17 protein-coding genes are annotated in these 20,119 nt (G+C 70.7%); 14 read left to right on the top strand and 3 right to left on the bottom strand.

The window, feature by feature from the left end; genetic code table 11:
* Nucleotides 1-5 precede the first annotated feature (5 nt).
* A complete protein-coding gene (locus ACWD0F_RS09835; RefSeq protein ID WP_449873729.1) occupies nucleotides 6-1,067 on the top strand; it encodes a flavin-containing monooxygenase in 1,062 nt (353 codons plus the stop codon).
* A 5-nt stretch (nucleotides 1,068-1,072) separates the two neighbouring features.
* Entirely contained in the window at nucleotides 1,073-1,606 is a 534-nt protein-coding gene (locus ACWD0F_RS09840; RefSeq protein ID WP_449873731.1) for a DUF1697 domain-containing protein, read from the top strand.
* Here ACWD0F_RS09840 and ACWD0F_RS09845 read toward each other — a convergent pair.
* Entirely contained in the window at nucleotides 1,603-2,922 is a 1,320-nt protein-coding gene (locus ACWD0F_RS09845; RefSeq protein ID WP_449873733.1) for a class I adenylate-forming enzyme family protein, read from the bottom strand. The two genes, ACWD0F_RS09840 and ACWD0F_RS09845, sit on opposite strands and share 4 nt — an antisense overlap.
* A gap of 139 nt (nucleotides 2,923-3,061) precedes the next feature.
* Here ACWD0F_RS09845 and ACWD0F_RS09850 point away from each other — a divergent pair, with 139 nt between their 5' ends.
* The 8 genes from ACWD0F_RS09850 to ACWD0F_RS09885 all read left to right on the top strand — a co-directional run bounded on the left by ACWD0F_RS09850 (nucleotide 3,062) and on the right by ACWD0F_RS09885 (nucleotide 12,928).
* Entirely contained in the window at nucleotides 3,062-4,543 is a 1,482-nt protein-coding gene (locus ACWD0F_RS09850; protein WP_449873735.1) for an MFS transporter, read from the top strand.
* 98 nt (nucleotides 4,544-4,641) lie between these two features.
* Nucleotides 4,642-5,835, top strand: a complete 1,194-nt coding sequence (locus tag ACWD0F_RS09855) for a cytochrome P450 (protein ID WP_449873737.1) — start codon at nucleotides 4,642-4,644, stop codon at nucleotides 5,833-5,835.
* Nucleotides 5,832-7,205 carry an acyl-CoA carboxylase subunit beta gene (locus ACWD0F_RS09860; protein WP_449873738.1) on the top strand — a complete coding sequence of 458 codons (1,374 nt, stop codon included), beginning with the start codon at nucleotides 5,832-5,834 and terminating at the stop codon, nucleotides 7,203-7,205. Before ACWD0F_RS09855 ends, ACWD0F_RS09860 begins: the two co-directional genes overlap by 4 nt.
* A gap of 79 nt (nucleotides 7,206-7,284) precedes the next feature.
* A complete protein-coding gene (locus ACWD0F_RS09865; RefSeq protein WP_449873739.1) occupies nucleotides 7,285-8,184 on the top strand; it encodes a DUF6039 family protein in 900 nt (299 codons plus the stop codon).
* Entirely contained in the window at nucleotides 8,181-9,917 is a 1,737-nt protein-coding gene (locus ACWD0F_RS09870; RefSeq protein ID WP_449873741.1) for an amino acid adenylation domain-containing protein, read from the top strand. Before ACWD0F_RS09865 ends, ACWD0F_RS09870 begins: the two co-directional genes overlap by 4 nt.
* Nucleotides 9,918-9,920: 3 nt before the next feature.
* Nucleotides 9,921-10,868 carry a chlorinating enzyme gene (locus ACWD0F_RS09875; protein WP_449873743.1) on the top strand — a complete coding sequence of 316 codons (948 nt, stop codon included), beginning with the start codon at nucleotides 9,921-9,923 and terminating at the stop codon, nucleotides 10,866-10,868.
* 45 nt (nucleotides 10,869-10,913) lie between these two features.
* Complete coding sequence (locus ACWD0F_RS09880; RefSeq protein WP_449873745.1) at nucleotides 10,914-12,128, top strand: alpha/beta fold hydrolase; 1,215 nt, start codon at nucleotides 10,914-10,916, stop codon at nucleotides 12,126-12,128.
* Between the two features lie 209 nt (nucleotides 12,129-12,337).
* Complete coding sequence (locus ACWD0F_RS09885; protein WP_449873746.1) at nucleotides 12,338-12,928, top strand: Crp/Fnr family transcriptional regulator; 591 nt, start codon at nucleotides 12,338-12,340, stop codon at nucleotides 12,926-12,928.
* 74 nt (nucleotides 12,929-13,002) lie between these two features.
* Here ACWD0F_RS09885 and ACWD0F_RS09890 read toward each other — a convergent pair whose 3' ends face one another.
* Nucleotides 13,003-13,719 carry a PIG-L deacetylase family protein gene (locus tag ACWD0F_RS09890; RefSeq protein WP_449873748.1) on the bottom strand — a complete coding sequence of 239 codons (717 nt, stop codon included), beginning with the start codon at nucleotides 13,717-13,719 and terminating at the stop codon, nucleotides 13,003-13,005.
* Between the two features lie 203 nt (nucleotides 13,720-13,922).
* On the opposite strand from ACWD0F_RS09890, the gene ACWD0F_RS09895 reads away from it, so the two are divergent.
* Both ACWD0F_RS09895 and ACWD0F_RS09900 read left to right on the top strand, forming a co-directional pair.
* Entirely contained in the window at nucleotides 13,923-15,641 is a 1,719-nt protein-coding gene (locus tag ACWD0F_RS09895) for an ABC transporter ATP-binding protein (RefSeq protein WP_449874282.1), read from the top strand.
* Nucleotides 15,638-17,575, top strand: a complete 1,938-nt coding sequence (locus ACWD0F_RS09900; protein ID WP_449873750.1) for an ABC transporter ATP-binding protein — start codon at nucleotides 15,638-15,640, stop codon at nucleotides 17,573-17,575. Before ACWD0F_RS09895 ends, ACWD0F_RS09900 begins: the two co-directional genes overlap by 4 nt.
* On the opposite strand, the gene ACWD0F_RS09905 is transcribed toward ACWD0F_RS09900, so the two are convergent.
* On the bottom strand, nucleotides 17,572-17,694 hold the full coding sequence (locus ACWD0F_RS09905) for a hypothetical protein (protein ID WP_449873751.1): 123 nt from the start codon (nucleotides 17,692-17,694) through the stop codon (nucleotides 17,572-17,574). The two genes, ACWD0F_RS09900 and ACWD0F_RS09905, sit on opposite strands and share 4 nt — an antisense overlap.
* A gap of 192 nt (nucleotides 17,695-17,886) precedes the next feature.
* On the opposite strand from ACWD0F_RS09905, the gene ACWD0F_RS09910 reads away from it, so the two are divergent.
* Nucleotides 17,887-19,194, top strand: a complete 1,308-nt coding sequence (locus ACWD0F_RS09910; RefSeq protein ID WP_449873753.1) for a cytochrome P450 — start codon at nucleotides 17,887-17,889, stop codon at nucleotides 19,192-19,194.
* Nucleotides 19,185-19,889 carry a TetR/AcrR family transcriptional regulator gene (locus tag ACWD0F_RS09915; protein ID WP_449873754.1) on the top strand — a complete coding sequence of 235 codons (705 nt, stop codon included), beginning with the start codon at nucleotides 19,185-19,187 and terminating at the stop codon, nucleotides 19,887-19,889. Before ACWD0F_RS09910 ends, ACWD0F_RS09915 begins: the two co-directional genes overlap by 10 nt.
* Nucleotides 19,890-20,119 lie beyond the last annotated feature (230 nt).

Genomic DNA, 20,119 nt, shown 5'->3' on the forward strand with positions numbered 1-20,119 from the left:
GCCGCATGGACACTGAAGTGATCGTCGTCGGCGGCGGCCAGAGCGGGCTCGTCGCCGGCTACTACCTGAAGCAGGCCGGCATCCCCTTCATCATCCTGGACGAGGAACCCCGGCTCGGCGAGGCGTGGCGCCAGCGCTGGGACTCGCTGGAGCTCTTCACGATCGCCGAGTACTGCGCCCTGCCGGGCCGGCGCTTCCCCGGCAGGAAGAACCGCTTCCCGACCAAGGAGGAGATGGCCGACTACGTGGAGGCGTACGGCAAGGAGTTCGACCTGCCGGTCAAGCTCGGCACCCGCGTCACCTCCCTGGAGCCCATCGAAGGCGGCTACCGGCTGGAGACCACGAAGGGCACGTTCGAGGCGCCCCAGGTGATCATCGCGACCGGCGCCTACCGGCTGCCGAAGCTGCCGGACCTCGCGAGCAGGCTGGACCCCGAGGTCTTCCAGGTGCACACCGGCCGCTACCGCAGGCCGTCGCAGGTGCCCGGCGGGACGGTCGTCGTGGTCGGCGCCGCCAACTCCGGCGCCCAGATCGCGCCCGAGCTGGCCGCCGGCCGCCGCGTCCTGCTGGCGCAGGGCTCGCCGCTGCCGCACTTCGGCCGCCGCTTCCTGGGCAAGGGCCTGCACTGGTGGGGCGACAAGTTCGGGCTGATCGCCAAGCCGCTGATGGGCGAGCGCGACCGCCTGCACAAGAAGACGATCCTGGTCGGGCCGAGCCTGAAGAAGCTGGCCAAGCGGCACGGCTTCGAGCTCGTGGGCCGCGCGGTCGGCGCCGAGGGCCGCACCATGCGCTTCGAGGACGGCAGCTCGGCCGAGGTCGACGCCGTCGTCTGGGCCACCGGCTTCCGCTACGACTACTCCTGGGCGCACGTGCCGGTGCTGGACGACGGCGGCGCCCCGGTGCAGGAGCGCGGCGTGACGGCCGCCCCCGGGCTCTACGTCCTGGGCATGCAGTGCCAGCACTCCTACGGTTCGGCGCTCATCTGGTGGGTAAAGGACGACGCGGCCTACCTCGTTGAGCGCATCAGGCAGTTCCGTCCCCAAGCGGTGGCCGGCAGGAGGGGTTGAGCGACATGTCCAGGCAGGTGGCGCTGCTGCGCGGCGTGAACGTCGGCGGCCGGAACATGGTGAGCATGCCGAAGCTCCGCGAACTGCTGGAGGGCCTCGGCTTCGAGGACGTCAAGACGCATCTGCAGAGCGGCAACGTCGTCTACACCAGCGGCAAGAGCCCCGACAAGGCGGCGGCCGAGATCAAGGCCGCGCTCGCCCGCGACCTGGACGTCGACGTGCCCGTCCTGGCCAGGACGGGCACCCAGCTCGGCGAGATACTCAAGGCGAACCCGCTCGGCGACGTGGCCGGCAACGACTCCCTCTACCTGGTGACGTTCCTGTCCGGGAAGCCGGCCGGCAAGCCGATCAAGGACCTCGATCCGGACACCTTCAAGCCGGACGTGTTCCGGCAGGTCGGCAAGGAGATCTACGTCTGGTGCCCCAACGGGGTGCGCAACACCAAGTTGTCGTACTCCTTCTGGGAGAAGAAGCTCGGCCTGACCGCCACCGCCCGCAACTGGAAGACCGTCACCAAGCTGCACGAACTCGCGAGCTAGCCCGCCGTGCGGGCCAGCTCGCGCTTGAGGGTCTTGCCGATCGGGCCGCGCGGCAGCGTCTCGGTGACGACGTAACGCGCGGGCCGCTCGGCCGGTTCGAGCCGGTCGGCGGCGAAGGCGCTCAGCTCGCTCTCGGGCACGGCGGAACGCAGGACGACGGCCGCGGTGACGCCCTGCGGCCCCTCGAACGCGGCGGCCTCGACCACCTCGGGATGCCAGTGCAGCGCGTGCTCGACCCGCAGCGAGGAGATCCGGCGCCCGCCGGACATGATGGCGTCGGCGGCGCGGTCGAAGAAGCGCAGCCGCCCCTCCCCGTCCAGTTCGCCCAGGTCGCCCATGTGGGTCCAGCCGTCGCGGAAGGTCCGCTCGTTGGCGGCGGCGTCGGTCAGGTAGAAGCGGGGCGGGGCGTCGGAGCGCAGGCAGATCTCACCCGCGTCGGTGATCTTCACTTCGGTGCCCGCGCTCGGCCGGCCCAGCAGCCCTTCGTCGGCCTCCGTGGGAAGCGTCTCCACCGGACGGTGCACGAAGGCCGGGGCCGACTCCGTCGAGCCGTAGCCGATGACGATCCGGACGCCCGGCAGGGCCTCCATGAGCCGGGCGACCGTGGCCATCGGCACCGGCGCCGAGCCCAGCATGAGCGCCCGCAATCCGGACAGGTCGAACCGCTCGTGCCACCCGTGCGCCACCATGCGGGTCATGGTGGACGGCGGGACGATCGCCATCGGCACCCGCAGTTTCTCCAGCATGCGGGCCACGTTCTGCGGCCCGAGGTCGGTCAGCACGTGCGTGGTGGCCGGGGCGGTCATCGCCGTCATCAGCGCGCTGTGCCCGGCGTTCGTGCCCAGCGGGACGGCGGCGAGCACCCCGTCCACACCGGTGAACAACTTCCCGCGGCCCTCGTGGCCGTAGGTGAGGTTCGCGACGGGGACCGCCACGGCCTTGGGCCGGCCGGTCGTGCCCGAGGTGTAGAGGATCTCGGCGACGTCATCGTCCCGCGCGCCCGCGTGGTCACCGATCGGGCCGGGCAGCACCTGGTCCGCCGCGCACTCGGCCAGGCGGGCGCGCAGCTCCCTGTCCGGCAGCTCGGGCGGCAGGCCGAGCACGGTGCCACCGGCCAGGTGCACGGCCAGGGCGGCCACGGCGTGCTCGATCCAGTCGTCGTGCCGCAGCGCCGTCCTGACCGGGGCCAGCCGCCCGGCCAGCTCCTGCGACCGGTCGGTCCAGTCCGCCACGCTCAGCTCGTGCTCGCCGTCCACGACGAGCGCCACATGATCGCCCGCTCGGGCGCTGACCAGGTCTGCCGGGGTCGTCATCATGCGGCCGATCGTAGGAAGCCGGCCGCTCTGCGGATGCTCAGTGTTGAGCAGACCCGGAAGGCGGCTTCGTGTGAGCTGAAGTCGGCATGGGTCCGAAAAGCAAGTGGGACGGCTGCCAAGAACAAAGGGAGGCGATGACATGAAACAAACCGGTTCGAGTACCCGCGGCCAACTGTTCGCCACCATCGGCGCACTCCTGGCCCTGGCTCTGGCCTCGATCGACGTCTCGGTGGTGGGGGCGGCCATGCCCCGGATCGCCGACGACCTGAACGGCCTGTCGCTGTACGCGTGGGTGGGGGTCTCCTACGCGGTCGCGGCCGCCGTCGTCGTGCCGATCGCCGGCAAGTTCGGCGACCTGTTCGGCCGCAAACCGGTGCTCCTCGTGGGCCTGACGGGCTTCCTGGTGGCGTCGTGGCTCTGCGGCGCGGCCCAGACGATGCCCCAGCTGGTCGGCGCGCGAGGGCTGGCGGGGCTGTTCGGCGGCGTGCTGATGGCCAACGTCTTCACGCTGCTGGCCGACATCTACACGCCGGAGCGGCGCACCCAGATGCAGGGTGTCTTCTTCGGCTTCTCCGGCCTCAGCATGGTGATCGGGCCGCCGCTCGGCGGTGTCATCACCGACAACTGGAGCTGGCGCTGGGTCTTCTACGTGAACGTGCCCATCGGCGTGCTCGCGATCGCCGCCGTGCTGATCGGCGTCCCGTTCGTGCGCAGCGGCGCGAGCTGGCGCGACATCGACTTCGCCGGCGTCATCACGCTCGTGGCCGGGCTGGTCCCGCTCCTGATCGGGCTCACGCTCACCGGCGACGGGCACGCCTGGACCTCGCCCGAGGTGCTCGCGCTGCTGATCGGCGGCGCCGCGCTGCTCGTGGCGTTCTACTTCGTGGAAACGCGGGTGGCCAAGAATCCGCTGGTGCCGTTCGCGCTGTTCCGCAGCAACCAGGTTTCCATCATGGCCGTGGTGGCCTTCTTCTCCGCGTTCGCCATGATGGGCACGACCTTCTACGTGCCGCTGCTCTACCAGGGCGTGCTCGGCGTGAGCGCGACCCACTCCGGCACCCTGCTCATCCCGATGATGCTCGGCCTGATGCTCATGGCCCCGATCGCCGGCAAGGCCATGACGGCCCTGCCGCGCTACCGGATCCTCGGCGTGTTCGCCATGGCCGCCATCGTCGCCGGGCTGCTGATCCTGTCGGCCGTCGAGCCGGGCAGCGGCCAGGGCCTGCCGATCACCGCCATGGTGCTCATCGGCGTCGGCATCGGCATCGCCTTCCCGATGGCCACGGCCGTCGTGCAGAGCGCGATCCCGATGGAGCAGATGGGCGCCGGCACCAGCCAGATCCAGTTCTGGCGGATGATCGCCGGGCCGGTCTCACTGGCGATCCTCGGCACGATCATGTCGAGCCGGCTCGGCGCCGCCGGGCAGGGCGGCGAGGGGGTGGCCGCGCCGGTGCTCGCGGACGCGCTGGGCGACCTGTTCCTCGCGTGCGCCATCGCGGTGGGCATCGGCCTGGTGGCCAGCCTGTTCCTGAAGGAGATCCCGTTGCGCGACATGTCCATGGGAAAGCCGAAGGCGGGTCAGCAGGGCTCGCAGAAGCAGGACCGTACCGCCAGGGCGTGACCTTGGTTTCGGGTGGCGGGGCCGTGCGCGGCCCCGCCATCGCCGTGCCTGCTCACAGTTGAGCAGACGGGCGCGGGCGCGCGGGCGAGTCTGTCGCTATGGATTCCTACCCGATCCCCAGGACGTGCCCGCTGGATCCGCCGTCCGCATACCGGGACCTGCAATCGGGGCAGCCTGTCACCCGCGTGCGGCTGGACTTCGACGGGAGCGAGGTCTGGCTGGTGACGCGGTACGAGGACGCCCGCGCGGTGCTCGGCGACGCCAGGTTCAGCTCCGACTTCGCCACCCCCGGCTTCCCGGCCCGGCTCACCTCGCAACCTCCCGGGCCTGGCACCTTCATCAGGATGGACCCGCCCGACCACTCGCGGCTGCGCCGCCTGCTGCTGCCGGAGTTCAACCGCAGGCGGGTCGAGGCGATGCGCCCGGTGATCCAGCGCATCGCCGGGACGCTCATCGACGACATGGCCGCGCAGGGGCCGCCGGCGGACCTGGTCGAGGCGCTGGCCCTGCCGCTGCCGTCCCAGGTCATCACCGAACTGCTCGGGGTGCCGTACGAGGATCGGGACTACTTCCACGAGACCACCAAGGTCATCGGCGACCGCAACGTGGAGCCCGAGCAGCGCATGAAGGTCCGCGAGGACCTGCGGCACTACCTGGAGCGACTGGTGGCCGAGCGCGAGCAGCGGCCGGTGGACGACCTGCTCAGCCGCCTCGGCGCGGCCCGGGAGGCGGCCAAGGTCAGCCGTGAGGAGGTCGTCGGCATCGCGACGCTGCTGATGGTGGCCGGCTACGAGACCATCGCCAACCAGATCGGCGTGGGCACCGTGGCGCTGCTGGAGAACCCCGACCGGCTGGCCGAGCTGCGTGCGCGGCCCGAGGCGCTGCCCGCCGCCATCGAGGAGATCATCCGCCACCAGACCGTCATCGACTACGGCGCCCGCCGCGCCGCCACCGCCGACGTCGAGGTCGGCGGCCAGGTCATCAGGCAGGGCGAGGGCGTGGTGGTGGTGCTGGCCGCGGCCAACCGCGACGAGGAGGTCTGGGCCGACCCCGACCGGCTCGACTTCGGCCGGTTCGGCGACCCCGCCGAGCGGCAGGAGCACCTCTCCTTCGGCTTCGGCGTCCACCAGTGCATGGGCCAGTTGCTGGCCCGCGCCCAGTTGGAGGTCGCCTGGTCCACCCTGTTCGCCCGGCTTCCGGGGCTGCGTCTCGCGGTGCCGCTCGACGAGGTGCCGTTCCGCTCGGACATGTTCGTGTACGGCGTCCACGCGCTCCCGGTGACCTGGGAATGAGCCGCGACCCGCGGGACCGGGTCCGCGCCCTCTTCGATCCGGGGACCGTCCGGCCGCTGCCGGGCGACGACGCCTGCGGCGTGCTCGCCGCCCGGGGCGACATCGGCGGCGGCCCGGCCGTCGCCTACGCGACCGACCCCAACCGGATGGGCGGCGCGATGGGCGCCGAGGGCTGCGCCGGCATCGTCGACACCATCGACCTCGGCGTCCGGGAGCGGATACCCGTCGTCGGCCTCTGGCACTCCGGCGGCGCGCGGCTGGGCGAGGGCGTCACGGCGCTCGACGGCGTCGGCCAGATGTTCGCCGCGATGGTCCGGGCCTCCGGCACCGTCCCGCAGATCTCCGTCGTGCTCGGCCCCGCCGCGGGCGGCGCGGCCTACGGCCCGGCGCTCACCGACGTGGTGATCATGAGCGAGAGCGGGCGCGTCTTCGTCACCGGCCCGGATGTCGTCCGCAAGGTCACCGGCGAGGACGTCGACATGGCGCACCTCGGCGGCCCCGAACCGCACAGCAGGCGCAGCGGCCTGGCCCACCTGACCGCCCCCGACGACGAGGGCGCCATCGACGCCGCCCGCCGGGTCACCACCCTGCTCGGCGGCCAGGGCGAGCCGCACCCCGGCGACGCCCGCCCCGACGCCGGGCTCGGCGAGCTGCTCCCCGAACGCGCCAACCGCGCCTACGACGTGCACCGCATCATCGCCAGGCTGCTCGACGGCCCCGGCGAGGAGCTGCACCCGAAGTGGGCGCCGAACCTCGTGACCATGCTCGGCCGGCTGACCGGCAGGACCGTCGGCGTCATCGCCAACAACCCCCTGCGCAAGGGCGGCTGCCTCGACGCGTCCGCCGCCGAGAAGGGGGCGCGGTTCGTGCGCATGTGCGACTCCCTCGGCGTCCCCCTCGTCGTGCTCGTGGACGTGCCCGGCTACCTGCCCGGCGTCCGGCAGGAGTGGGACGGCGTGGTCCGGCGCGGCGCCAAGCTGCTGCACGCCTTCGCCGAGGCCGTGGTGCCCCGGGTGACGCTGGTGATCCGCAAGTCGTACGGCGGCGCGTACGTCGCCATGAACTCCCGGGCACTGGGCGCCTCGGCGGTCTTCGCCTGGCCCACCGCCGAGGTGGCCGTCATGGGCGCCGAGGCGGCCGTGGACATCCTGCACCGCAGAAAGCTGCGCGACGGCCCGGAGGACGGGCGCGAGGAGCTGCGCCGTCGGCTCATCGCCGAGCACGAGGAGGAGGCCGGCGGCGTCGGCAAGGCCGTGGAGATCGGCGTCGTGGACGAGGTGATCGAGCCCGCCGACACCCGGCGCCGGCTCGCCGACGCCCTGCTGCACGCCGCGCCGCTGCGCGGCAGCCACACGAACATCCCGCTGTGAAGCCCTGCTCACTATTGAGCAGGCAGTACGGCGGCCCGTGAATAGCGTGAAGAACAAGTCCGACAGACGGAGTGGAGCGATGACCCATCCGAATACCGTCATCCCGCCCGCCGAGCACCAGATCTCGGTGCCCGCGGGTGATCTGATCAACTCGGCCACGGCCGGCGTGATCGTCGAGCGGACGGCGCAGGTCAAGAACGGCTTCCATGCCAAAGGGCGCAAGTTCGCCCGCATGATGGCGGAGATGGTGACCGCCAAGCAGGTGGGAGTCGCCAGCGTCTTCGTGTATGAGGAGACGTTCGGGACCAAGGACCGGCTGCACTGGCTCATCCACCTCAGCTCGTTGCACGCGTACGAGCAGATGGTGCACATGGGCACCTCCGACGGCGAATACCGCGAAAACACCACGGACAGCGGCTGGGAGGAGATCTTCGTCGACGGCAGCATGCAGGAGACGGTGCTGCTGCCGCAGTTCTGGGGCATGTACGGCACCAAGGTCGACGGCGAGCGCGAGAAGCAGTCCGCGGTCTACCAGCAGCAGGGCGAGATCACCGGGCTGCCCGGCGCCCTTGAGCAGGTGCCGCAGCCCTACGAGCAGCTCGTCCACTCGGGCAACTGCGGTCTCCTGCTGCACCGCACCGCCCAGCTCGACTACGACTTCCGGTCGGAGGGGCGCACGTTCGCCCGCGAGGCCGCCGAGTCCATCAACGAGAACCTGCCCGGCGAGGCGACCGTCTTCGTCTACGAGGAGGCCTTCGGCGCGGCCGACCGCATCCACTGGTTCATCCACATGAAGTCGCTGAGCACGTACTACAAGGTGCTGGCGCTGCACGTGAAGGACGAGAAGGTGCGGGATCTGTACTTCCAGGAGCGCATCGCGCCCGAGCGTGGCGGCGGCACCTGGGCCAGGATGTTCCTGCCCGGCAGCATGGCGGACACCGGCCTCACCCCGCACCACTGGGGGATGTACGCGACATGACCGGCCGCTGCCTGCACGAGATCTTCGCCGAGCGGGCCGCGGCGGCCCCCGAGCGGATCGCCGTGATCTGCGGTGCCGAGGAGATCTCCTACGGCGACCTGGACGCCCGGGCCGACCGGCTCGCCTGCCGGTTGCAGGCCACCGGAACCGGCCCTGGCGTGCTGGTGGGGCTCTGCGCGGACCGCGGCATCGACCTGGTGGCGGGGCTGCTCGCGATTCTCAAGGCGGGCGGCGCCTACGTGCCGATCGACCCCGCCTACCCGGCCGAGCGGATCGTGTACCTGCTGGAAGACAGCGGCGTCCGCACGGTCGTGACGACGTCGGACGTGGCCGCCCGGCTCGACGGCGTCCTGCCGGACGAGCTCGTGCTCGCCGACGCCGAGCCGCCCGCGGGCCGCCCGGCGGCCACGGCCTCCGACACCGATCTGGCCTACGTCATCTACACCTCGGGCTCGACCGGCGCGCCCAAGGGGGTGCTGGTCGAGCACCGCAACGTCGTGCGTCTCTTCGAGCGGACCGAGCAGTGGTTCGGCTTCGGCGAGGACGACGTCTGGACGCTCTTCCACTCCGTCAGCTTCGACTTCTCGGTGTGGGAGATCTGGGGCGCGCTGCTCTACGGCGGCCGGCTGGTGATCGTCCCGGCCGAGGTGGCCAGGTCACCGGAGGCGCTGCGCCGCCTGCTGCTGGACGAGGGCGTCACCGTGCTGAACCAGACGCCCTCCGCCTTCCGGCACCTGGTGGCCGCCGACGCCCGGCAGGAGCGGGCCGCGCCGTACCGCCTGCGGCACGTCGCCTTCGGCGGCGAGCGGCTGGACCTGGAGCTGCTCGAACCGTGGATCGCCCGCTACGGCGACGACCGTCCGCGGCTGGCCAACATGTACGGCATCACCGAGACCACCGTCCACGTGACCTACCGCCGCGTCCGCGCGGCCGACCTCGGCCACCCGGAGCTGAGCCCGATCGGCGAGCCCATCCCGGACCTCCGGCTCGACGTGCTCGACGAGCACGGACGCCCGGCCACGACCGGGAACCTGCACGTCTCCGGCCCCGGGCTGGCCCGCGGCTACCTCGACCGGCCCGACCTGACCGCCGAGCGCTTCGCGGTCCTGCCGGACGGCGGGCGCCGCTACGACTCGGGCGACGTCGTCACCCGGCTGCCCGGCGGCGAGTACGCCTACCTGGGGCGGTCCGACGACCAGATCAAGGTCCGCGGGTTCCGCCTGGAGCCCCGGGAGATCGAGTTGTGCCTCCTGGGCCATCCGGGGGTCGCCCACGCGGTGGTGGCCCACCGCGACTACGGAGAGGGCGACGTCCGGCTGCTGGCTTTCGTCGTCGCGGACGGCGACCCCGGCCCGGACCTGATCGAGCGACTCACCGAGCGGGCCGCGGACCGGCTTCCGGCGCACGCCCGCCCGTCCACCTACCACATCGTGTCGGAGATCCCTATGACGCCGCAGGGAAAGGCGGACCGTGCCGCTCTGGCCAGGTCCGCGCAGGCATCGTCGGCCGCCAAGGTCGTGCAGCGCATCGCCGAGGACGTGCTCGAACGCGACGAGGTGCCACCCCAGGTGGACCTGTTCGACCTGGGCGCCACCTCGCTGGCGATGACCCGCATCATCGCCCAGGTGAACGAGCGCTTCGGGCTGGAGCTGACGGGACGTGAGCTGGAGGAGGGGGCGTCGGTCGCCAACCTGGCCTCCTGCGTCGAGGAACAACTGACCGTGAGGGGATAGACCATGCCAGAGACCAGATTGCGCGGCGAGCACTCGATGAGCCCCGAGGAGCTGAAGAGCTTCCACACCCAGGGCTATTTCGGGCCGTTCAAGGTCTGCGAGATCGACGAGATGCGCGAGAACTGGCGGCGTGAGCGCATGCGTCTCATGGACCGCAGCAACGCCGTCTACCAGGACGAGGCCGCCGCGTCGGGCAACACCAACATCTCCAACTACGACCGGCACCTGGACTCCGCCTTCCTCGCCGACCACATCAGCCGGCCGCAGATCGTGGACCGGGTGGTCAGCGTGCTCGGCCCGGACGTGCTCTGCTGGCGTACGGAGTTCTTCCCCAAGTACCCCGGCGACGAGGGCACCGACTGGCACCAGGCGGACACCTTCGCCAACGCCTCGGGCAAGCCGCAGATCATCTGGCCGGAGGCCGAGGAGTTCGGCGGCACCATCACCGTCTGGACCGCCTTCACCGAGGCGAACGAGGACACCGGCTGCCTGCAGTTCATCCCCGGCACCCACCAGACGATGTTCTACGACGAGACCAAGCGCATGCACTACGACCCCAACACGATCAACGAGGCGGACAAGGAGGGCGTCCGGCGCGGCTTCTTCGGCTACGACTACCGCGACCTGCAGATCGACCCCGACTGGAAGCCCGACGAGTCGCAGGCCGTCTCCATGGTCATGCGGCCGGGCGAGGCCATCCTGTTCTGGTCGACGCTCATGCACGCCTCGCTGCCGCACAACGGCAGCACCGAGGAGATGCGCCTCGGCTTCGCCTCGCGCTACGTGCCGACCAAGGTGGACGTCTACCCCGACACGGACGAGATCGAGGAGTACGGCGGCCGGGTCAGCCTGGAGCGGTACGGCGCGGTCCTGGTGGCCGGGCAGAACGGCAATCCGCGCAACCGGATCGCGACCGCCACCACCACCGGGCACGCCTTCACGACACGGTGAGGCCATCGTGACATCTCGCAACCCACGGAACGCGGTGATCATCCCGTGACCGCCGAACTCAGACGTCTGACGCGGGCCGTGCAGGACACGCGGCCGCTGGTGGACGTCCTGCGGCATCCGGTGCGCCTGGCCGGCCCGCCCGGCCTCGCCTCCCTCTTGAGCCGGGTGACCCGACGGCTGGGCGCACCGGAGTTCGCACTCGACGACCACGACCACGACCACGACCACGATGACGACCACGACCACGATGACGGCCACGACCACGATGACGGCCACGACCACGATGACGATGACGGCCAGGGCTCGCTCGGCACCTTCGAGCGCCTGGTCAGCGACCATCTCGCGGTGCGCGAGGGCATGGGGGAGGACCTGCCGCCCGGCGTCGTCGACGACATCGTGGACGACGCGGCGAAGGACGGCTTCGAGGGACTGTGCATCCGCAATGAGGTCAAACCGGCGGACGGGGGCGCGCCGCTGCCCGCCTACGCGGCCGGCGACCCGGCGGCCCCGGCCGTCGTGATCGTCGCCGCCTGCGGCATGCCGGCCCGGCTGTGCGAGCGGTGGATGCGCTTCCTGTCCCCGACCCACTACGTGGTCACGTGGGAGACCCGCGGCCTGTTCGGCCCAGGCGCGGACGACTGCCCGCAGGCGGGGGTGGCGGCGCAGGCCGGCGACCTCTTCGCGGTCATGGACCACTTCGGCGTCCGGCGCGCGCACCTGATGTGCCTGTGCGGCGGAGCCGTCATCGGCCTGGCCGCGGCGCACCGCGACCTTGCCCGCGTGGACTCGCTCAGCCTCTGGCACGGCGATTTCGCCGCCGTCGCGGGGTCCGAGCGAACCCATCACCAGCAGAACCTGGTGGCGCTCATGGAGATGGGCGCGACCGGCCCCGACCGGGCCGCCGCCATCCATCCCGTGCTCTGCCAGACGATGCTCTCCTCGGTGCCGCCGGACCTGGCACACCTGGTGGTCTATCCGTACGCGACGGCCGAGCTCCTGCACCGTTACTGCCGGCTGAACGGGGAGATCATGAAGACCGACGTGACCTCCTGGCTGGCCGGCATCGACCGGCCCGCGCTGGTGGTCACCAGCCGTGACGACGAGACCGCGCATCCGGAGGGGTCGAAGACGGTCGCGAGGACGCTGCCCGACGCCATGCTGCACGTCAGACCGCATGGCGATCACATCTCGCTCTTCAAGGGAGACCCGGACCTGATGAATATGGCCCGCGATTTTATTGATTCCGCGGCGGGCCGATAAACGAATGAGTCTGCCTCTCTGTCAACTTCGTCATCAAACCTGGAAATCCTTCGGCCTTCTGTTAATCAGTCGCTTGACGGGTAGGGCTAGGGTATTCGTGGCAAAATGTACGAGGGGCGAGACAAATGAGGTCAACAGAGGTCGCGCGACTGAGGGACGGCCTCCGTTCCTTTATTGCGCATGATACGTCAGGAGCATGTTCTGTCAGGGTGCCGAAGCGCGCCAACATCTACAATTGCGGGCAGCGCGACGGCAATATCTACGTGATCGAGAGCGGGCAGATCAAAACGCAGATGTACGCTCGCTGCGGCAAGGAGTGCCTGCTGTCGATCTTCACGGCCGGCGACATCTTCGGCGAGTCCTCGCTGCTCGGGGCCGAACGGAGTGAGACGGCGACCGCCATGCGGACGACCTGGGTGCGCCGCATCCCGGCCGGCCGGTTCCGCGCGGCCATGGTCGACAACGAGCTCATGGACGGCTTCGTCGACTATCTCGCGTTGCGGCTGCGAGAGCAGCAGGAAGTCATCGCGACGATGGTGACAATGGACAGCGAGCAGCGTCTCGCCTCCGTCCTCTTACGTTTATCCAGAAAAATCGGAAAACGCCGCGCGCCAAATGTGCGCGCCATTGAGGAACGTATCACCCAAGAAGAACTGTCCGGCATGGTCGGCACCACCAGATCTCGCGTCGGCTTCTTTCTGAAGCGATTCAAGGACGCCGGTCTGGTCCTGCCGACCTCGGACCCGTTCCTCGTCGTGAACGAGGAACTCCTGGCCGAGTACGTCGACGAGGTCAACTGATCGGGACGGCTGGACCGGCCGTCGGGGGCCGGTCCAGGCGGCCGTCGGGGGGCGGCCGCCTTCGCGTACCGGTCTCAGCAGGTGATCAGCTCGAAGGGAACCGCCGGACGCCCGCCGAAGCGCTGGCCGGCCGCGTTCACGAAGCCTTCGAGCGGCGCCCGCGCACCACCCGGGGGCACGCCCAGCGCGGCCAGATACGCGGCGTGCGCCTCGACCGAGGCCAGCGCCGCGTCCAGATGCCCGGTCACGTCCACCGCGTGCGTCGGCTGGACGGAGCCGGCGATCGCCACGTATGCGACACCGCCCCAGGGTTCGGCGCCGGCGTCGGGCAGGATCCACCGGTTGCCCGCGTCGAGGACCGCGTCCAGCACGGCCCGCCCGGTGTTGCGGTGATCGGGGCTGTTCCACTTGCCGGTGAAGGTGAAGTCGTGGTGGTTGAAGGTGATCACCAGTTCGGGCCGGTGCCGGCGGAGCGCGGCCACGAGGTCGTGCCGGAGCCGGGGCGAGCGCTCGATCCCGCCGTCCGGATGGTCGAGGAACTCGACCGAGGAGACGCCGACGATGGCGGCGCTGGCGTGCTGCTCCTCCTCCCGCACCTTGCGCGCCTGCTCCGGCGGCATCGAGTCGATGCCCGCCTCTCCTCGGGTGAGCAGGAGGTAGCCGACCTGCTTGCCGGCCGCGGTCCAGGCGGCCACGGCGCCGGCGCTGCCGAACTCCATGTCGTCGGGATGGGCCACGACGGCCAGGGCTCTCGTCCAGTCATCGGGCATGGGCTGTAAGTCGTCCGTCATGCCATTTCCCCTGACATGCACGGTGATCGTTAAACATCGTCTTCCCCGATGGAACGCCGGTGCTGTCCCACCGGCGGATTCCGCTTTCGGCGATCTGTACGGAAGCCACCGGACCTCGCCTGGCATGATGCGGGTGACCGGCTCGAACCTCGACCTGTCGGAGTTGACGCCACGGTGAAAGCGACAGAGCGCTGATCAGGCTGCTGGCGGCGCATGCCCGGCCCCATCGCCGGGCCCTCGCCGCCGTCGTCGTCCTCCAGGTGTTCCAGACGATGGCCCTGCTCTACCTGCCCAGGCTCAACGCCGACATCATCGACGAAGGCGTCGTGCGGGGCGACGTCGGCCTCATCTTCCGGCTGGGCGCCATCATGATCGCGATGTCGCTCGTGCAGGGCGGCGCCACCGTCGGCGCGGTCTACCTGAGCGCGCGCACGGCGATGGCCGTCGGCCACGACCTGCGTGCGGCCGTCTTCCTGCGCGTGCAGCGCTTCTCTGCCCAGGAGATGGGACACCTCGGCGTGCCGTCGTTGATCACCCGGACCACCAACGACGTTCAGCAGGTGCAGACGCTGCTCGTCTCGCTGATGACGGTGGCCGTGACGGCTCCCGTCATGGCCGTCGGCGGCGTCGCCCTGGCCCTGGCGCAGGACGTGGTGCTCGCGTGGCTGATGCTGGCGCTGGTGCCCGTCCTCGGCGTCGTGGTGGCCCTGCTGATCGCGCGGATGCGGCCGCCGGCCAGAGGCGTGCAGGTCAGGATCGACGCCGTCAACCGTGTGCTGCGCGAGCAGATCACGGGTTTCCGGGTCACCCGGGCCTTCGTCAAGCAGGAGTTCGAGCGGGAACGCTTCGAGCGCGCCAATGAGGGGCTCACGGACATCTCGATACGGCTCGGCAAGGTCACCACCATGCTGCTGCCGTTCGTCGTCAACATCATCAACGTCGCCGGCGTGCTGCTGATCTGGGCGGGGGGACACCGGGTCGCGAACGGCGACATGCGGATCGGCGCGCTGGCCGCGTTTCTCACCTACCTCGTCATGATCCAGACGGCGGTGCTCTCCGCCGCTTCCGTGATCATGAACCTGCCGCGCGCCGAGGTCTGCGCCGCCCGCATCGAGGAGGTCCTGCGGACCGAACCGAGCCTCGTCCCGCCCGCCGCCCCGGTCACCCGCTGCAGAGCCCCCGGTCAGGTGGAGCTGCGCGGCGTGCGCTGGCGCTACCCGGGAGCGGAGGACGACGTGCTGCACGGCGTCGATCTCGTCGCCCTGCCGGGCACGACCACCGCGATCGTCGGCTCCACCGGCAGCGGGAAGAGCGCGCTGATCGGGCTGATCTGCCGGCTCTTCGACGCCACCGAGGGTCAGGTGCTGGTCGGCGGTGAGGACGTGCGGACACTGAGTCCGCAGGCGCTGTCGGAGTCCATGGGCCTGGTCGCGCAGCAGTCGTTCCTCTTCTCCGGCACCGTGGCCTCCAACCTGCGCTACGGGCGGCCCGAGGCCACCGACGAGGAGTTGTGGCGGGCACTGGAGATCGCGCAGGCGCGGGACTTCGTGGAGCGGATGGACGGGCGGCTGACGGCGGCCGTCGCCCAGGGCGGCGCCGACCTGTCGGGCGGGCAGCGGCAACGGCTGGCGATCGCCCGCGCCCTGGTCAGGCGGCCGCCGATCTACCTCTTCGACGACTCCTTCTCATCGCTCGACCACACCACCGACGCGGCCCTGCGGCAGGCCCTGAAACGCGAGATGGCCGGCGCCACGTTCATCGTCGTCGCCCAGCGGGTGCACACCGTCAAAACCGCGGAACGCATCCTGGTGCTCGACGAAGGCAGGGTCGCCGGCACCGGTACGCACGAGGAGCTGATGCGTGCCAGCCCGGTCTACCAGGAGATCGCGCGGTCCCAGCTCGAAGAGGGGCGGCAGAGGTGAGCGTCCGGCCCGCGTCCGCGCAGCAGGTGCCGGCGACACCGTCCGGCTCCGGCGAGCCGCCGGCCGACTTCGGCCGGACGGCACTGAGACTGCTGGGCCTGCTGCGCCCGTTCCGCCGCCTCTGGGGTGTGGCGGCGCTGGGGTTCGCCAGCATCGTCCTCAATGTCTGCGGTCCGCTGCTGCTCGGGCACGCCACGAACCTCATCTTCTCCGGGGCGATCGGTCAGCAGTTCGCCCCGGAGGCCACCAAGGCGGACGTCGTCGAACGGCTGCGGCAGCAGGGCGAGAGCGTCCTGGTGTCGCTGATCGGCTCGGTCGACTTCCGGCCCGGGCAGGGCATCGACTTCCGCGCGCTGGGGCTCACCCTGGTCGCGGCGTTCACCGTGCACGTCGCGTCCGGAATGTTCTGGATCCTGCAGGGCCGTCATGCCACCGGAGTCGTTCAGCACACCGTCTTCCGCCTGCGCAGGGACGCGGCAGGCAAGCTCGGGCGGCTACCGGTGTCGTACTTCGACCGGCGACCGCGCGGAGAGGTGCTCAGCCGCACCACCAACGACATCGACAACGTCGCCCAGTGCATGCAGCAGACCCTGAGCCAGATCACCAACTCCTCGCTCCTGCTGCTCGGCGTGCTGGCGATGATGTTCTGGCTCTCGCCCCTGCTCGCGATGGTCGCCCTGGTCGCGATCCCGCTGTCGATCCTGATGACGAGGGTGGTCGGCAAGCGCGCGCAGCGGCAGTTCGCGCGGCAGTGGAAGGCGACCGGCGAGCTGAACGCGCACGTCGAGGAGGCCTACACGGCGCACGACCTGGTCAAGGTCTACGGCCGCGAGCGCGAAAGCGCCGCCGCCTTCGCGGTGCGGAACGAACAACTCTCCCGGTCCGCCGCCCGCGCCCAGTTCATCAGCGGCGTCATCGGCCCGGCCACCACCCTCATCGGCAACCTGAGCTACGTGCTGATCGCGGTGATCGGCGGGTTGCGGCTGATCGCCGGCGGTCTGTCGATCGGCGCGGTCCAGGCGTTCGTCCAGTACTCCCGCCAGTTCACCCAGCCGCTGATGGGGCTGGCGAACCTGTCGAACCTCGTGCAGTCCGGGGTCGCCTCCGCCGAGCGGGTCTTCGCCTTCCTGGACGCCGAGGAGGAGCCGCCGTCCGCCGCGCGCCCGGCCGTCGTCGGAGAGGTCCGGGGACGGGTCGCCTTCGAGTCGGTCTCCTTTCGGTACGACCCTGACCAGCCGCTCATCGAGGACTTCTCGCTGACCGTCGAGCCCGGCGCCACCGTCGCCATCGTCGGCCCCACGGGCGCCGGCAAGACCACGCTGGTCGATCTCCTGCTGCGGTTCTACGAGGTGACGGCCGGCCGTATCACCGTGGACGGTGTGGACATCCGGGACATGGACCGCGACGACCTGAGATCGGCGATCGGCATGGTTCCCCAGGAGGCATGGCTGTTCGGCGGGACGATCCGGGAGAACATCGCCTACGGCCGCCCCGGCGCGGTCAGTGACGAGGAGATCAGCGCCGCGGCGCGGGTCGCGCACGTGGACCACCTCGTCCGCACGTTGTCCCAGGGCTACGACGCGGTGATCGACGACGAGGGCTCGGGGGTGAGCGGCGGCGAGCGGCAGATGATCACCATTGCCAGGGCCATCGTCGCGAACCCGGCGATCCTGGTGCTCGACGAGGCGACGAGCTCGGTCGACACACGGACGGAGCTGCTGGTCCAGCAGGCCATGGCGCGGGCCGGCCAGGGCCGGACGAGCTTCGTCATCGCCCACCGGCTCTCCACGATCCGGGACGCGGATCTGATCCTCATGATGGGGCACGGCACGATCGTGGAGCAGGGCACCCACGAAGAGCTGCTCGCGGCGAAAGGCCCGTACGCCCGCATGTACGCCGCGCAATTCAGGCAGCCGCTGGTGGCGGCGGATTAGCCGGAGAGCCGGTTGTGGCGAGACAGATCGAGCAGCCACAGCGGCCTGATCTCCGCTCCGCGCATTGCTTCCTTCGTGATGACCGTGGTCCGTCCGGCCACCTGGCGGGCCACGGTCACGGCAGGATGGGCGTCCACTCCTTCAGCAGCACGACGTCGTAGGCGTCGGCCGCGGTGTAGGGGTCGCGGCTGAGGATCTCGCGGGCCGGGCTGTCGCGGGTGAACATGCACGTTGTGCATTGATGCGCGTTGTGCAGGTTACCCGCTACTGTGGGGGTGGACGCAGCGTGCTGCCCGACAGGAGGACGAGTGATGGCGACTCCCAGTGAGCGAAGCGAGAAGCGGGTGACGGAATCCCCGACACAGATGCGCCGGATGTTGCCGGCCGACATGGTGGAGCGGGGCGGCTGCCCGTTCGATCCGCCCTCCGGCCTGCGGGAGCGGCGCGACCAGGGAGCGGTCCAGTCGATCGAGCTGCTCAACGGTGCTCCCGCCTGGCTGGTCACCGGTCTGCAGGAAGCCCGCGCCGTCCTCGCCGACCCCCGCTTCAGCTCGGATCGGGTACGGTACCCCGACGTCACCAAGCTGCAGCCGCACGAAATCGAGCAGATGACCGCCGCGGCGCGGACCGGGTCCGCCACCAGCGTCGCGCCGAAGGTGGAGAGCCGCACCGACGGGATGTTCGTCTTCATGGACCCGCCCGAGCACACGCGCCTGCGGCGGCTGCTGACCGGCCAGTTCACCGTCCGGCGGATGAAGGCGCTGGAATCGCGCCTGCGCGAGATCGCCGTGGAGCACATCGAGGCCATGCGGGCGGCCGGCACCGAGGCCGACCTGGTGCCCGCGTACGCGCTGCCGATCCCCTCACTGGCGATCTGCGAGCTGCTCGGCGTCGACTACGCCGACCGGGCCGAGTTCCAGACGCGCACCGCCATCGCCCTGAACTCCGACACCCCAGAAGAGGAGCGGCTCCGCGCCGGCCTTGAGCTGTACGGCTTCATCCAGGGACTGGTGGCGGCCAAGCGGGCCGAGCCGGGCGACGACATCCTGTCCGGCCTCGTCCACGACGCCGACCCGCCGCTGACCGACACGCAGCTCACCGACGTGGCCCTGGTGCTGCTCGGCGCCGGTCACGAGACCACCGCCAACATGCTGGGCCTGGGCACCTTCGCGTTGCTGGAGCACCCCGAGCAGCTCGCCGCGCTGCGCTCCGACCCGGCGCTGATGGACAACGCGATCGAGGAGCTGCTGCGCTACCTGTCCATCATCCAGATGGGCGTCAGCCGGGTGGCCATCGAGGACGTCACGGTCGCCGACGTCAAGATCCCCGCCGGTGCCACGGTGATCATCGCCACGCCCGAGGCCAACCGTGACCCTCGCCACTGGGACGACCCCGACCGCCTCGACGTGCACCGGTCCCGCGCCACGCACCTGGCCTTCGGCCACGGGATCCACCAGTGCCTGGGCCAGCAGCTCGCCCGGGCGGAGATGAAGGTCGGGCTGAGCGAGCTGATCACCCGGATGCCGGACCTGCGCCTCGCCGTACCCGCCGACAAGGTGCCGCTGCGTAACGAGATGCTCATCTTCGGGGTGCACTCCCTGCCGGTCACATGGGCCTGACCGGTCCGGCCGGCGCGGTCAGCGAGGCCGCGGCCGGTCCGGCTAACGCGGTCGGCGGGGGCACGGTCGTGATGGGGCGCCGCGAGCGTAAGAAGCTGGCCACCCGGGCCGCCATCCGGGAAGCGGCGCTGCGCCTGGCGCTGCGCCACGGTGTGGAGAGCATCACCGTCGAGAAGATCGCCACCGAGGCCGACATCGCGCTGCGGACCTTCTTCAACTACTTCTCCAGCAAGGAGGAGGCGGTGGTGGCGGCCGCCGCGGCCGGCGCCGAAGCGCTCATCGCCGAATTCCGCGCCCGGCCCGGCACCGAGTCGGTGCTCCAGGCGCTGCGCCAAGCGGTGCTCACCATCGTCGACCACGATGTCGCGGCCGGCCGCGACTACATCAGGGCGATCCAGCTCATTCGCCGGACGCCGTCGCTGCTGCCCCATGAGCTGGCCCTGCTGGCCGCCCAGGAAAGCGCACTCGCCGACGCCATCACCGACCGCCTCCACCCCGCCCCCACCGGGATCTATCCGGCGTTGTGCGCCGCGACCGCGCTCACCGCGCTGCGCGTCGTGCTGCGCCGGTGGCTCGAACACGCCGGCGGCCCCGACGAGAGGCCGCCCATGGCCATCCTGCGCCAGGAGATCGACCAGGCGATCGACGCCCTCGCCGCCGGGCTGGACCGGCCCGGGCCGGCGGACGCCGGCTAACCTGTCCGGCCGCCAGGTCATCCCGCCGGTCAGCGTCAGCAGGAACTCCGCCAGCGCGTTCGCCTCGTTCGTGCTGCCCCTCGGTCCGCCCTGGGGCCGGCCCGCCCAGCGGTTCACCACCGTCGCCCCCTTCTTCCAACGATCAGTGCAGCACCAACGGTTGTCCGCGGACAACTCATTGTCCGGAATCGACCTGGGACTTCGCGTCGAACGGTTACGGACAACCGGCC

This window comes from Nonomuraea sp. NPDC002799 (assembly GCF_053592075.1).

Excerpts from the sequence above, each read along its gene's own strand:
- ACWD0F_RS09835 (WP_449873729.1), top strand. The coding sequence starts at position 6 with ATGGACACTGAAGTGATCGTCGTCGGCGGCGGCCAGAGCGGGCTCGTC.
- ACWD0F_RS09840 (WP_449873731.1), top strand. The coding sequence starts at position 1,073 with ATGTCCAGGCAGGTGGCGCTGCTGCGCGGCGTGAACGTCGGCGGCCGG.
- ACWD0F_RS09845 (WP_449873733.1), bottom strand. The coding sequence starts at position 2,922 with ATGATGACGACCCCGGCAGACCTGGTCAGCGCCCGAGCGGGCGATCAT.
- ACWD0F_RS09850 (WP_449873735.1), top strand. The coding sequence starts at position 3,062 with ATGAAACAAACCGGTTCGAGTACCCGCGGCCAACTGTTCGCCACCATC.
- ACWD0F_RS09855 (WP_449873737.1), top strand. The coding sequence starts at position 4,642 with ATGGATTCCTACCCGATCCCCAGGACGTGCCCGCTGGATCCGCCGTCC.
- ACWD0F_RS09860 (WP_449873738.1), top strand. The coding sequence starts at position 5,832 with ATGAGCCGCGACCCGCGGGACCGGGTCCGCGCCCTCTTCGATCCGGGG.
- ACWD0F_RS09865 (WP_449873739.1), top strand. The coding sequence starts at position 7,285 with ATGACCCATCCGAATACCGTCATCCCGCCCGCCGAGCACCAGATCTCG.
- ACWD0F_RS09870 (WP_449873741.1), top strand. The coding sequence starts at position 8,181 with ATGACCGGCCGCTGCCTGCACGAGATCTTCGCCGAGCGGGCCGCGGCG.
- ACWD0F_RS09875 (WP_449873743.1), top strand. The coding sequence starts at position 9,921 with ATGCCAGAGACCAGATTGCGCGGCGAGCACTCGATGAGCCCCGAGGAG.
- ACWD0F_RS09890 (WP_449873748.1), bottom strand. The coding sequence starts at position 13,719 with ATGACGGACGACTTACAGCCCATGCCCGATGACTGGACGAGAGCCCTG.
- ACWD0F_RS09910 (WP_449873753.1), top strand. The coding sequence starts at position 17,887 with ATGGCGACTCCCAGTGAGCGAAGCGAGAAGCGGGTGACGGAATCCCCG.
- ACWD0F_RS09915 (WP_449873754.1), top strand. The coding sequence starts at position 19,185 with ATGGGCCTGACCGGTCCGGCCGGCGCGGTCAGCGAGGCCGCGGCCGGT.